Source organism: Chamaesiphon sp. (genome assembly GCF_041737865.1).
Lineage (GTDB): Bacteria > Cyanobacteriota > Cyanobacteriia > Cyanobacteriales > Chamaesiphonaceae > Chamaesiphon.
In genome coordinates this window covers 1-13041 of the sequence record NZ_JBGSQZ010000262.1, presented here as the reverse complement: position 1 = coordinate 13041, position 13041 = coordinate 1, and the positions used below count along the sequence as shown (strand labels likewise).

Here is a 13041-nt window from a genome sequence, read left to right as displayed (position 1 = left end):
TGCCGTTAGCCCCAAATTCATTTGAGGGCGGTTGAAGAGTAAAAACTAGGGTGTCAGATTTGCTCTGGCGACAATTAATCCGCTCCCCACAGAAGCTCTCGCGCCCCAGTAGCCTAAAAACAATCCACCTAAAGGTGGGGGATTTAAACCCCGAAGCCATAGCTTCGGCACTTTGATAAATGATTCGATCGATACCGCCGCCTGATGCTAGTAATAACTACTACCGCGATCATCTCTCGATCGTGCTAGAAAACTTAAAGAGATGGACATCCTACGATTTGATTGAGGAGTATGGATTTTCGGAAGAGACTTTAGGAGAACAAGTATTTAATGCAGATTTTTATATTTTGAGTCACGATTGTACAGCAGATCCAATTTTGAATTATGGTAACGATCGCGTATTAAAACTCTGGGAAATTTCCTGGGCACAATTGACAACTATGCACTCTCAAGGTACAGCAAAGCCAGTCGATCGAGCGACAAGATTAGCAGCGATGGAACGAGTCAAGTTGCAAAACTATATCAGTGGATATAGTGGAATGCGGATTAGTAAGACTGGAACAGAGTTCGAGATATTGGACGTAACAATCTGGAATCTGTTTACTAGTAATGGCGATCCATACGGACAAGCAGCTTGGTTTAAAAAATATCGATAAAGCCTACTTCCGTACCTGTGTCAAATTAGACATTTGGTGTAGGGGGTGAATAGTGAATGGTGGATGGTGGATAGTGGATGGTGATGTCTATTGATTGAGTGGCAAGGGAGTATCCTAGCTCTTGCCAAAATCGGCTTTACCCCAGATCTCTGATAATAAAAGATCCTCGCCAATTGGCATTACTGAAACAGATGTCCAGTGGTGAGGAAGGATAATGCGATCGATCCAACCGCGCTCGTTCGCAGTGACAGGCGATTGTTGTTGATAAGTATTGACAGTATGTTGGAGATGCAATCGCAACTCAGTCAAAAAATGAGGTGCAAGCTGTGAGGATATTCCTGTATCCGATAGGTATTTTGCTACAGCAAAGACGACTTGATAAATACAACACTGACGATAAAGATCGAGACTAGATTGTTGAGGCAGCACTGCAATTCTATCATCACTAGATTTACTCAAGCTTTGCAATAATAATCCAATCCAGTGATGGACATAATCTAGATCGGCTAAACCTTCTGTCATCACTAATATCTCTAAGTTTAGTTCGGACTGCTGCGGTTGGATCTCATGCCGAAACCAGTCCCAGCAAAGTCGAACAATTTGGTTAAATAGATGTTGATTTTCACTATTAAATTCATGTCGCTTCCGAAACTTGTCACCGATTAAAAATACTTGAAATGCTTTTAATTTAGCTTCTTTACTAGCGATCGGATCTATTTGTTCGATCTCCAATGGTAGATCGATATTCTGCTGGAGCGGCTCCGCCAATGAAGCGATCGGTTGTTCTATTCGCTCCAATTCTAGTTTAATTTGAGGACGATCGAATTCTACTGATTCAGCCAATTTAGCCAGTTCAGTAGAGACAATTCCGCCAATAATTCGATCGCCTGCTAATACATCAGTTTGCGCTTGTTGGAGATTGACTACAGCAAATAAGGCAATCTCATCAAGTCGATCTGGGTGCTGCAAAATTGCCGCAACGATTGCCTGATTGATTGCTAAAAAGCCAGGTAGTTCAAATGATTCGGCTAGACTGATACAGATATCGGTAACACTATTAAGACATGCCTGGATCTGGATCGAATCGTGAGTAGCAATGACCGTAATTACTTCATCAATCTGTTCTTGAATCGTGGTTTCAAAAATTGAAGCGACAATATCAAAACCTAACTCAATCGCTGTCGGTAGGGCAATATCAGCCTCACTCCAATCACCCAACTTTAATTTCAACTGTGCGAGTGTCTCGCTCATTCGATCGATAACTGCTAGTTCATCGATCTGGCGATTGTTAATTTGAGCATTCAAACATTCATGCAATCCTGAATAGCCATCTAGTAGCAATGCTTGAATCGATATATCGATCGTCACTTCTAGATCGTAAAAAACTCGCGTCAAGTCCTCGAAATCATGAGCGATTCGCTCGATTGTAGCCAATCCAATATTGGCGGCGGCACCTTTGAGTGTATGTAGTGCCCGCATCAAATTATGCACCTTGGCGGTGGTATGCTCGGTTGGGAGTGTGAGAATTTCTTGCTCGATCGTTTGCAGCAATTCTGGTGCTTCAGCTAAAAAGTAACTATAGGCTTGTGCTTGAATTTGTGAGTCATTCATCATTAGTTGATAGTTAATAGTTGATAGTTGATAGTTGATAGTTGATGCTTAAATATTTGTCTCTGTAGCAATTCGATCTGAGTTCAAATTGATAAAATCATCTCGTACTTCATGCCCGACATCTAGGGATTAAGCTGATAATTTAGGCTCTTCATATTTATGATTCTATCACTGAGCTACTGAGATATTTAGCTAATGATGTCACGATCGCATGTTTAGTAATTGGCTTACAGGTAAACTCCGAAGCACCAACAACTTTGGAGCGAACTCGATCGAGTAAACCATCTTTACCTGTGAGAATAACAATGGGAATTTGTGCAAAAGTAGAAATCCGGCGAATTTGACCGCAAATTTCATAGCCATTAATTTTAGGCATAATCAAATCGAGAAAAATTAAATCTGGTTTATTTTCGAGCAATCTTGGTAAAGCTTGAGTAGCATCTTGAATAGCTATAAACCGATACCCAGCATCAGTAACGATCGATCTCATACTTTCGCAAACTTCTGGATTGTCATCAATGCAAATTACTAGTTTGGATTGAATCGGTTTTGGTGGCATTGATGGAGTACGGACACTATTGTCAATCGCGGTTTTGCTCATAGGCAAGGCTTGACGAGCGATTAGAGGCAATTTGAGATCGGGAAGATCGATTAATTCGACGATTCCAGTCTGAATATAACGAGTCAAAGATCGTGTCAGTAATAATAAGTCCTCATCAATCTCTGCGGCAATTTCACGCAGTGTCCGTTTACCTGTAATCACCTGCACCAAATTTTGATAAATAATTGGGGTGGTTTGACGATATAGTTGGACGGGATGCCGGATCGCTGGAGTTTTATTTGGTGAAATATTTCCCAATCTTTGAGTATGCCACTCCTGCCACATGATTTCGGCTTGGGCGATAACTGCTTCGGTATTAACTAATATTAGTGGTCGCTCGGCAAAAATTTCGGACTGCGATCGAAAGGTCAACTTTTGTCCTTGACTGTACTGGAGCAAGTCAAAAATGGTTTCTTGTGCGGCAGTAGTTAAAATAGCCGTGAGTTCGGATGATTTAATTTCACTAAGCTGCATCAACGAGATCGCGCCTTGATAATGCCAGTATTCTTTTTTTTGCTCGAATCCCAGCCAGGAACTGTGATGTGCTGCCTCAGACAACAAGTCGATGCCGATATACTCATACCCCACATGAGCGCGTAGTAGCCTTTGCCAGAGTCGATTTGGTCGAGCGCGATCGATACTACAGACGATCTGTCCTTGGTAAAATACGATCTCCCACGCCTGTCCTGATGCCACTGCAACATTCACTGTACCCGTAAACTCGCCCCAGCTTAGATACTGAAATCTACCGATTGAATTACGTTGTGGGTCAACAGCCGTCAGATAGTGAAGATCGTTGTTCATTGTGCAAGAAAATAGGATAGTCCAGACCAGCGCGGTTTAATGCTTAACAATTAAGATGTCTTGTATAATTGTGATGACTGATTTTTACGAGTTATTATTAGTATTCCCTACTAATCACCGAGTACGCTATTATTCTCAATTAACATTAGCGTGTCAGCACAGAACGAAGTATTGGCGAGGATCGCCAGTTAAATTCGCGATCGCCATTGAATCGGATTGATGACTGCCAGGTTTATATTAGGAGTTGACGTGTTGAATTTATTCGCTAGGTTAAGGAAACTATCCACAAAACTGTCGCTAACTAGCGCAGGCAAACCTCGCGATCCTCGTCAACCAATATCTGGCGATCTCAATAGCTTAACCGCTCCAGCAGATCGTCGGGAGCGGATCTCCGCAATTGAGTCGAGACGCCGCAGAATCAGAGGAGGTCGTGCCTCATCAACAGATATTGCTGCCGATCTCTACCCCACATCCCCTACTTCTAATCTACCCACATCCGCAGCCCGCCTAACGCAAAATGCGGCTAGTGAAGAAACTGCTCCGGCGGTGACTCCATCCAAAAAATCGGCGACATCGATCGACAAAAGAGCGCGGAGTCCATTTTTAACCGCCGTCGGTACGTCGATAGGACGGGTCGGTTCCACCCTAGCAAAACCATTTCAGGGTGCCAAACCACTCTACAAAAATCCCTTATTCTGGGCTGGTTCCGGTCTAGGATTAGGCCTACTCGGACTCGCTGGAGCTTGGATATTTGTCGATCGCAGTGTTAGTCAGTACGATCCCTCGGCTGCTCTGAGCTACGTTCGCCCAGGCACGATTACGATTGAAGCACTAAATGGGAGTGTTCTGCTCCAAACGGGCAACGCCACCCGCGAGACACTCAAAGTCTGGCAGATGCCCGACAAACTCAAACAAGCCTTTGTGGCGATCGAAGACCGTCGCTTTTACGAACATGACGGCGTAGACTACAAAGGGATCGCACGGGCACTAGTCCAAAACGTCACATCCAAAAATTTAGTCGAAGGCGCAAGTAGCATCAACCAACAGTTGGCGCGGATGGTATACCTCAATCAGGAACGGAGTTATTGGCGCAAACTGCGAGAAGTTCGCCTCGCCCAAAGACTGACTCAAGGACTCACCAAAGATCAGATCCTCGAACGCTATCTCAACCTCGTCTATCTCGGCGAAGGTAGCTACGGAGTCGCTGATTCCGCCTGGGTATACTTCAGCAAAACTGTAGATCGACTCACCCTCGCAGAAATGGCGACCCTCGCCGCTATGCCACCTGCACCAAATAAATATTCGCCATTTGTCAATCCCCGATTTGCCGAACAACGCCGCAATCTGGTACTCGATCGCATGGCAGATGCCAAATTTATCACAGTTGCCGAAGCCAAAACAGCCAAAGCCGAATCCCTAAAACCCAAACGCAGCCCCCTCAAACGGGAAGAACAAGCCGCGCGGTACTTTACCAAATACATCGAGCAAGAACTGCCCCGACGAGTCTCTGCCGCAGTAATTAAGCAAGGTGGTTTGCTCGTCGAAACCACCCTCAATCCAGAGTGGCAAACCAAAGCCGAAGAAATTGTCAACTCCACCGTCAAAAATAATCGGGGTTCTTTCGGACAAGCAGCGATGGTGAGTATCGATCCGCGTACGGGCGGGATTCGATCGATGGTCGGCGGTACCGACTTTGAAACCTACCAGTTCAACCGCGTCACCCAAGCCAAACGCCAACCTGGATCGACCTTCAAACCGATCGTCTATGCTACCGCGATCGCGGGGGGGATTAGCCCCAATAAATCCTATCTCGATGCCCCCTTTGATGTCGATGGTTACAAGCCCAAAAACGCAGGCAAACGCTTCAAGGGCTACATCACCATGCACGATGCGTTGATTAATTCCGTCAACATCATCGCGATCAAAATCCTGCTCGATACTGGCTGGCAACCCGTCATCGACAATGCCAAAAAAATGGGGATCGAATCCAAACTCGAACCATTTTATTCCCTCGCACTCGGTGGACTAGAAGTCAACTTACTAGAAATAACCAGTGCCTATACTACCTTTGCCGCTCGCGGTGTCCACACTCCAGTTCACGGCATCACCAGAGTCACCAACCAGAAAGGTGAAATCCTCTATCAAAATAAACCCCAACCCACCAAAGTTTTTGAACCTGGTACCACCGCTATTATGACCTGGATGATGCGTGGTGTCGTCAATGAAGGTACAGCCACATCTGCCCAAATCGGTCGCCCTGTAGCGGGTAAAACCGGAACTACAGATAAAGAGCGCGACCTCTGGTTCATTGGTTTTGTCCCCCAACTCGTTACTGGTGTCTGGCTGGGTAACGACAATAATAACCCCACAGGTAACGCCAGTAGCACCGCTGCTTACGCCTGGTCGCGGTTTATGACCACTGCCGTCAAAGACTTCCCCCCCGAAGACTTCCCCCCGCGCCCCGACAATCTCAGCGGACGTAAACCCGAACTCAAGCTCGATCCGATCCGTCCCCGCTATCAGCGCAATCTCCCCATGTCCAAAGATGGCGAGCGAGTTGATGACGAAAAGACCAATAATTCTACTTCAGAGGATCGTCCTCGCCGCTCCCGCCGCTCACGTCGTCGTGCTGAGGAGACAACCAATAATACTTCTGCTCAGGAGACTCCCCGTCGTTCGCGGCGTTCTCGATCGTCCGAGGAAGCCACAACTGACAGCAACAGTTCCGACACGCCCCGTCGTTCGCGGCGTTCGCGATCGTCTGAGGAAGCAGTTACCAGTAATAGCAATTCCGACACTCCCCGTCGCTCCCGCCGTCGTCGCTCTAGCGCAGAATAGGGTCGTTAGGCTTTAGGCTTTAGGCTTTGGGCTTTAGGCTTTGGGCTTTAGGCTTTAGGTTTTAGGCTTTGGGCTTTAGGTTTTAGGGGTAGAGGGTAGTTTAGGAGGCTCTAAAGTAGCTGAGACTGGTGGACAGTGACCACCCTACAATTTGAATCGCCTATCAACTATCAACTCTCAACTATCAACTCTCAACTCTCAACTCTCATGGAATTTGCCAGCTATCACCTGTGGTCGCAATTTGAGCCTGCGATCGGGTGGGAAGATACGCACTGTCAGATGCAGCGAGGGTTGCGATGGACTCAACCAGCTCGCAGCGATGACCAGCCACCACCAGTCACCGAAACCATCTGGCAAAAGGTCGGGAAATTGGCTCAACAAGGAGTCTATGAATTCCATCAAGATCCACTCCTACTCAAGCATCCGAGTGGGTGCGAACGCGTTGCCGATCGATTGTACCTGTACTACGAGATTGCCACCATCCGCGATCGAGTGATGCAGATTTTGCGCCAGTATCAAGCCGATCCCTGGTTGCTCGATCGAGATATTTTAGTTCTAAATCGTGGGGACGAACCGATCCCACCACCGATCGTCTTAGAGGTTGATGGCTACCAGTTTCACCTCCTCGCCGCCTTTGATTGTATCGTCAAGTCGATCGACAATAACATTCACATTATTGATTTTAAAACAGGACTTGCCGCGCCAGATCTGCGCCAAGCAGAGGTCTATCTTTTAGCCTGTACTTATCTTTATCCCGATCGCACTCCGGTGGCTTCCTTTTACAATTTGGAGACGATGACTAGCTCCCAACTCATCACAGCAACTGATGAGAGTCTCGCTCAAACCGCCCGTAAATTGGCTCAGATTGCCAAATTACACCAACAGCAACGGCAAGCCTATCAGACAAATATGGATTGCTTCGATCGACTCTTTCCCCCTCATCCTGGTACTCATTGTCGATGGTGTCCCGTCAATTATCGCTGCGACTATAGCACCACGCGCTGATATTGGTAATACACAACCTCAATAATCGATCGGTAACTGGGCATAATTAAATTAATTGATAATTGATAGTTGATAATTGATAGCTAGGCTTTACCCGCTCAGAAGGGTGATAATTGGATGTCCTGCTGGGATTTCAACCTCGAAGCCATAGCTCCTATTCTTTGTTCAATGTGACTAATCACTGTCAACTATCAACTACTTGTACTGTTGGCGTTAGCCTGCCGTAGGCATAGTATCAACTATCAACTAATTAACTTTGCTACCGAATGTACCAATGGTAATCTGAATTACTATGTCTTTAAAACACTTGCAACCATTTCAAGTAGATCCAGATCGAGTCACTCGGCAAGAGATCGCTACATTAGTAAATAAAATTAGTAGTAATAGTAAGATCGGTGAAGTTAAAGGATTATTCGACCAGAATATTTCCCTGTGTGCTTACTTACTAAAACAAGGCTATATTGATTGTGATGAAATTTATTTTTTATCGCCTAATCTGATTCTGAGCGACATCAACCGCCCAGATTATATTTGTGGTTGCTATCATGAAAGAAAAGGTGTGAGTTGGCATGCGATTATTTTTGCTGGGCCGCAAGAGCAGACGTGGAAAGACGATCTTCAACTCGCGACAGTAGCAAAAAGATCGTTCGAGCGATTGAATTTTTGCACTAGTAATCTAGAGCAAATTTTAATTTCCAATCAATTAATCGATAAAGTTGATGCCGATCGCATTCACGGCTTATTGATTAGCGGGCAAGATCGAGAGTTTTTTGACAATCCCAAAAAACAACTTCGCAAGCGCGATATCAATAGAAACTCATCGGTGAAGCTGCGAACTTATGGTGGCTTTTTACGGAAATTTGACAAGCAAAAAAAGATTGACTGGCTGACAACACCAATTACCACTCTACTTACTCGCTTCAAAAAATGAGACTGACGATCGTTACGCAACTTTAACCATTCACCATCCACCATCCACTAAACTCTAGCCAAATTACGATCGATCATCGCCGCTAAGGTGTTATCGCTGATACAGCGTCGCTCGGAACAGTAAGTGGTGAGATTCACCCCATTAGTCATTCTGACGCTGCTGACACGTACGCGGAAGTCATCAGTGATAAACCAGCACCGTTCCTGTCCCTGATTGTTGTCATACTCAGTATCGATCGTCAAAATCCCATCTTTACCAAACCAATACCGCGAGATTACGGGAATCTTCTCAACATAACCGCGATCGCGAATCAATTTCCCAGATAGTTTACTCTCATCATCTGGTACATCAATTAGTACTGCACCATAGTCGGCATTGGGCGGCTCATCATCTAGATTAGCTTGCCACATAAATCTCCCGCCACCCATTGCGCGGGCGGGATCGATCGATTGCTGTTCGCAGATCGCCGCAACTTTAGGATCGTTTTGGGCGACGACTTGCACGATCAAATTAGATTCTCCCGACTCATCATCCACCAGATCGAAATGATGAACCGCACGCAGAGTCAACCAAGTTCCCTCGCTTTTGCGAAAGAAGTCCATCATCGTCATTGGCGCAATTAGTGACATAGATACATTAGTGGAGGGTGAATAGTTGCATCGGTCTAGCCGTACCCAGATCTTATCCCAGTCTATAAATATTGTCGATTGCGTAGACTTGAGTAAAAGCGTAGATCTAAGGGTACCCATAAAGCGGCGTTTTTATGCGGGGGTTCCCCCCGCATAAAAAAACGACAAGACAGGGCACCCCGACACAATTAACCTGTAGGGGTGCCCCTTGTGGATACCCTAGATCTACGTTGATTACTAATATTTTTATACTGGCGCAAGATCTGAGTAGATCGATATTCACCATTCACCATTCACCCACTACCCTAGATCTCTAATTCGATCGAGGTGGGAGTAGATCCCAGCCGCTCTAAAATCCGCTGGCGATACCTTCCCCGCGCGGATCTGCGGCACCTTCTAGTCGCCCATCGGGAAGCTGTTGGATCGCATTGGCATTACCCCAATAGCTGCGGGCTTCGATCTGATGCCCTCGACGGCGTAACTCGGCGAGTGTGGTAGGATCGAATCCCCACGGATCGACATTGACTCGATCTGGTAGCCATTGGTGGTGAATTCTCCCTGCTGCTACGGCTGCACCGACATCCATTTTGTACTCTAGGACATTGAGCAAGATTTGCAGGACGGTAGTGATAATCGTACTCCCTCCAGGTGCGCCGATCGCCAACCGAAATTTACCATTTTCAGTGACGATCGTTGGTGTCATACTAGATAGCGGTGTTTTCCCAGGTGCGATCGAGTTTTTATCGCCACCAACTAATCCAAACACATTGGGGACACCTGGGGCGATCGCAAAATCATCCATTTCGTCGTTCAATAATATCCCCGTTCCTGGTACTACTACCCCCGCCCCAAATCGATAATTGACAGTAAAAGTCAGGCTGACAACATTCCGATCTCGATCGACAATCGTCAGGTGACTAGTTTCGAGCGATTCAGCTCGTGGAGTATCCGCCCCACGAGTAGCTACGACGGGCACCCTGACGGCGGAGCGATTTGGTACAGCCGCTGCTCCCCGATCGAATTGGTTGAGGAGTTCTGGTGTGGCTGGTTGTACTGTAGTAGATGGACGCGCTCGATCGATCCTGATTTCCTGACGGCGTTTATTCGCGTAGGCCGGATTAGTCAACGCCGATACAGGTACTCGATTAAAATCAGGATCGCCGAGGTATTCCGATCGATCCGCATAAGCAATTCGCATCGACTCAATCAGTAGATGCAGCGCGTCGGGACTATGCCAACCGAGAGCAGCTAAATCCGTACTACCGATCGTATTTAAGATTTGGAGTAAATGTACCCCCCCAGAGGATGGTGGAGCCATCGAACAGACGTTGTATTGGCGGAATTTACCGCACACAGGCTCTCGCCACTTGGGTTGATAGGATTTGAGATCTGCAAGGGTAATTAAGCCTTTATTCTGGCGCATATCGCGATCGATGGCAAGTGCGATCGATCCGGTATAAAAGTTCTGCGGATTCCGCGCCACCGCGATTAATGTCCGTGCCAAATCCCGTTGAACCAGTCGCTCACCTGGTTGTAAAGGCTGTCCATTGCGCGTAAAAATATCTCGTGCTGCTGGATTACTCGCTAATAGTTTCTGTTTCGATTTGGCTTGCTCGGTATAGATTTCGCTCACCTTAAACCCCTCTCGGGCGAGTTTAATTGCTGGAGCTACTACCGTCCGCCAGGGTAATTTACCATATTGCTTGTGGGCTGCGGCTAGTCCGGCGATCGTCCCTGGTACCCCCGCCGCCAGATGTCCTTCGAGACTAGCATTTGGACGCACTTTCCCCTGAGCATCTAGATACATATTTCGGGATGCTCCCAGCGGTGCGCGTTCGCGAAAATCTAGGGATCGAATGTCCTTCCCCATCTTGGTTAGCATAAAACCCCCACCCCCAATCCCCGCCGAAAACGGTTCGACAACTGAAATCGCCAAGGTAGTTGCTACGGCTGCATCGATCGCATTGCCACCTTGTTGGAGGATCGCCACCCCCGCCTGAGTCGCCAGCGGATGAGCGGATGCTACCATTCCATTTTGACTATTAGTCGGACGTGGAAAAGCTGCTAAAACTGGCACAGAACTGGCTAGAATCAGAAATGAGCCAACCGTCACCGTGTAGCGATAAAAATACCCGATCGTTCTCATCATCTTCCCCTCTGCACCACTGCTGTTAAAAACACACATGTCCGTGCAACCGACAGGAAATTCAGACATCTGTATAATCAACTATCTCCTATTCTCTAACTGATGACAAAACTAATTGTAGCCACCAGCAATCCTGGCAAACTGCGGGAAATGCAGGCATATCTGAGCGATAGTGCCTGGGAATTGAGCCTCAAACCAGCGGAATTGGATGTAGATGAGACAGGAGACACATTTGCTGCCAATGCTAGTCTCAAAGCCTCAGAGGTGGCGATCGCCTTGAATTGTTGGACGATCGCTGATGACTCAGGATTGCAGGTAGATGCACTCGCTGGCGCACCAGGAATTTACTCAGCGCGGTATGCCAATAGCGACAAGGAGCGGATCGATCGCCTCTTACGAGAATTGAGCGATTTCCCAGCTCCACAGCAGCGACAGGCGCAATTTGTCTGTGCTGTGGCTGTGGCGCGTCCCGATGGTACCATCGCCGTTACAGCAGAAGGGATTTGTCGGGGCGAAATTCTGACTGCACCTGTGGGTATCGATGGTTTTGGCTACGATCCGATTTTTTATGTACCCGAAAAACAACTTGCTTTCGCTCAAATGTCCGTAGAAACCAAGCGCAGTATCAGTCATCGTGGGATCGCCTTTGCGATCGTTAGCAAAAAATTAGCTCAGATCGCCAGTAACGGGATCTAAATTTTTTCCTTTGAGCCGATTTTTTGAGACTCTGTACTTCTTCCTCCGTTGGAGCAGATTGCCTGAGCGACGCTGTTCGATCGGTTGAATGCTGACGGAGACTACTGGGTGAAGCGATTGGAGCAAATCGAGCTTGGTTTCCCATGGGCACCTTGCAATATCCACACCTTTTAGCAGTAGTTCGACAATCTCTCGATCGTAACTAAGATCGACTCCTCCCGCCGATTTTTCCACTGCACTGACACCCCATTTCAAAATGTCTAGTAACCGCAAAGGATTTGCGCGCACGAATGAGGAAAGGACAATTTCTTTTTGAGAGTCGATTACTGTTTGCTCGATCTTTGCATCAGTAGACGCAAGTGCTGCTTTGATATTGGAGATCGCTCGATCCAAGATATCTGGATCGAATGGGATCGTCTCGGAGATTACCATATCTCCAGCTTGAGATATTTCGCTACGATCTGCTTCTAAAACATTAAGCATAGGCAGGATTTCTCGATCGCCACTGAGATCTAGTTGCCCCAAGAATACATGACTTTCATATCCAGCCGGAAGTCCTTTAAAGTAGATGGGAATATCTCGACCGGATCTTAATATCTTATATAATCCTAAGTCTAGAGTATTAATCGGCCAACCAATATCTCTGACTGCTAAAAGTTTAGTTTGCCCATTTGTGGTCGTTCGATCGCAAAAATACTGTCTAGCGATTCTCCTTTCATGCTTGTTCTTACTACCTGTGTCAACGGATCTGAACCATCGGTACTTGGCTTGGGTAGCTCCTTTGTCGTACCCGATCGAGTATCTCGAACATCACTACAATAATAAGTAACCGGAATATCTCGATCTGTTTCAGCCGTATCGATTTTAACTTGCTCGAACCAATCGGTACTGAGATCGACAGAAACGATCCGCTTAACTCCAAACTGTTGGAGTTTGGCAATTAAATTAGTTCCCACAAATCCTTGTCCGCCAGTAACCAATTACCCTGAAGGGGTGACAAGCAACGATCGAATGCAAGCCTAGTAATGATCGAGAGGAATGTCAGGTGGGTGAAATCTGAAGCAAGAGCGTACAATTGTATTGAAACGAGGGGGTGAGATAATAAGAGTAAAAAAATGCTCTAA

Annotated in this window: 11 protein-coding genes; 5 read left to right on the top strand and 6 right to left on the bottom strand. The window is 46.7% G+C overall.

Annotated features, from left to right (window positions below; translation table 11 throughout):
- Positions 1-179 precede the first annotated feature (179 nt).
- The gene (locus ACEW9J_RS20015) at positions 180-656 is read left to right on the top strand and encodes an MEKHLA domain-containing protein (protein ID WP_373546851.1); all 477 of its coding nucleotides are present in this window, start codon (positions 180-182) and stop codon (positions 654-656) included.
- Positions 657-770: 114 nt separating this feature from the next.
- Here ACEW9J_RS20015 and ACEW9J_RS20010 read toward each other — a convergent pair whose 3' ends face one another.
- Positions 771-2270, bottom strand: coding sequence for an Hpt domain-containing protein (locus ACEW9J_RS20010; protein ID WP_373546850.1), 1500 nt, complete (start codon positions 2268-2270; stop codon positions 771-773).
- Between the two features lie 154 nt (positions 2271-2424).
- Complete coding sequence (locus ACEW9J_RS20005) at positions 2425-3672, bottom strand: response regulator (RefSeq protein WP_373546849.1); 1248 nt, start codon at positions 3670-3672, stop codon at positions 2425-2427.
- 219 nt (positions 3673-3891) lie between these two features.
- Between ACEW9J_RS20005 and ACEW9J_RS20000 the strand changes: the two genes are divergently transcribed.
- The 3 genes from ACEW9J_RS20000 to ACEW9J_RS19990 all read left to right on the top strand — a co-directional run bounded on the left by ACEW9J_RS20000 (position 3892) and on the right by ACEW9J_RS19990 (position 8446).
- Positions 3892-6510, top strand: coding sequence for a transglycosylase domain-containing protein (locus ACEW9J_RS20000; protein WP_373546848.1), 2619 nt, complete (start codon positions 3892-3894; stop codon positions 6508-6510).
- Positions 6511-6717: 207 nt separating this feature from the next.
- The gene (locus ACEW9J_RS19995; RefSeq protein ID WP_373546847.1) at positions 6718-7515 is read left to right on the top strand and encodes a PD-(D/E)XK nuclease family protein; all 798 of its coding nucleotides are present in this window, start codon (positions 6718-6720) and stop codon (positions 7513-7515) included.
- A gap of 292 nt (positions 7516-7807) precedes the next feature.
- Positions 7808-8446: a hypothetical protein gene (locus ACEW9J_RS19990; RefSeq protein WP_373546846.1), complete on the top strand. Its 639-nt coding sequence runs from the start codon at positions 7808-7810 to the stop codon at positions 8444-8446.
- A 47-nt stretch (positions 8447-8493) separates the two neighbouring features.
- On the opposite strand, the gene ACEW9J_RS19985 is transcribed toward ACEW9J_RS19990, so the two are convergent.
- Together ACEW9J_RS19985 and ggt are read right to left on the bottom strand one after the other, a co-directional pair.
- A complete protein-coding gene (locus ACEW9J_RS19985; RefSeq protein ID WP_373546845.1) occupies positions 8494-9075 on the bottom strand; it encodes a phycobiliprotein lyase in 582 nt (193 codons plus the stop codon).
- 349 nt (positions 9076-9424) lie between these two features.
- Positions 9425-11221, bottom strand: a complete 1797-nt coding sequence (ggt, locus tag ACEW9J_RS19980) for a gamma-glutamyltransferase (protein ID WP_373546852.1) — start codon at positions 11219-11221, stop codon at positions 9425-9427.
- Between the two features lie 102 nt (positions 11222-11323).
- On the opposite strand from ggt, the gene rdgB reads away from it, so the two are divergent.
- The gene (rdgB, locus tag ACEW9J_RS19975) at positions 11324-11917 is read left to right on the top strand and encodes an RdgB/HAM1 family non-canonical purine NTP pyrophosphatase (RefSeq protein WP_373546844.1); all 594 of its coding nucleotides are present in this window, start codon (positions 11324-11326) and stop codon (positions 11915-11917) included.
- Here rdgB and ACEW9J_RS19970 read toward each other — a convergent pair.
- Together ACEW9J_RS19970 and ACEW9J_RS19965 are read right to left on the bottom strand one after the other, a co-directional pair.
- Positions 11888-12400 (bottom strand): hypothetical protein, encoded by a 513-nt coding sequence (locus ACEW9J_RS19970; protein WP_373546843.1) that lies wholly within the window; start codon positions 12398-12400, stop codon positions 11888-11890. The genes rdgB and ACEW9J_RS19970 overlap by 30 nt on opposite strands.
- A gap of 167 nt (positions 12401-12567) precedes the next feature.
- Complete coding sequence (locus tag ACEW9J_RS19965) at positions 12568-12897, bottom strand: hypothetical protein (RefSeq protein ID WP_373546842.1); 330 nt, start codon at positions 12895-12897, stop codon at positions 12568-12570.
- Positions 12898-13041: the final 144 nt, after the last annotated feature.

Bases quoted from the DNA above. Each gene is read 5' to 3' on its own strand.
- ACEW9J_RS20005 (WP_373546849.1), bottom strand. From the start codon at position 3,672: ATGAACAACGATCTTCACTATCTGACGGCTGTTGACCCACAACGTAAT.
- rdgB (WP_373546844.1), top strand. From the start codon at position 11,324: ATGACAAAACTAATTGTAGCCACCAGCAATCCTGGCAAACTGCGGGAA.
- ACEW9J_RS20000 (WP_373546848.1), top strand. From the start codon at position 3,892: ATGACTGCCAGGTTTATATTAGGAGTTGACGTGTTGAATTTATTCGCT.
- ACEW9J_RS20010 (WP_373546850.1), bottom strand. From the start codon at position 2,270: ATGATGAATGACTCACAAATTCAAGCACAAGCCTATAGTTACTTTTTA.
- ggt (WP_373546852.1), bottom strand. From the start codon at position 11,221: ATGAGAACGATCGGGTATTTTTATCGCTACACGGTGACGGTTGGCTCA.
- ACEW9J_RS19995 (WP_373546847.1), top strand. From the start codon at position 6,718: ATGGAATTTGCCAGCTATCACCTGTGGTCGCAATTTGAGCCTGCGATC.
- ACEW9J_RS19985 (WP_373546845.1), bottom strand. From the start codon at position 9,075: ATGTCACTAATTGCGCCAATGACGATGATGGACTTCTTTCGCAAAAGC.
- ACEW9J_RS20015 (WP_373546851.1), top strand. From the start codon at position 180: ATGATTCGATCGATACCGCCGCCTGATGCTAGTAATAACTACTACCGC.
- ACEW9J_RS19970 (WP_373546843.1), bottom strand. From the start codon at position 12,400: ATGCTTAATGTTTTAGAAGCAGATCGTAGCGAAATATCTCAAGCTGGA.
- ACEW9J_RS19990 (WP_373546846.1), top strand. From the start codon at position 7,808: ATGTCTTTAAAACACTTGCAACCATTTCAAGTAGATCCAGATCGAGTC.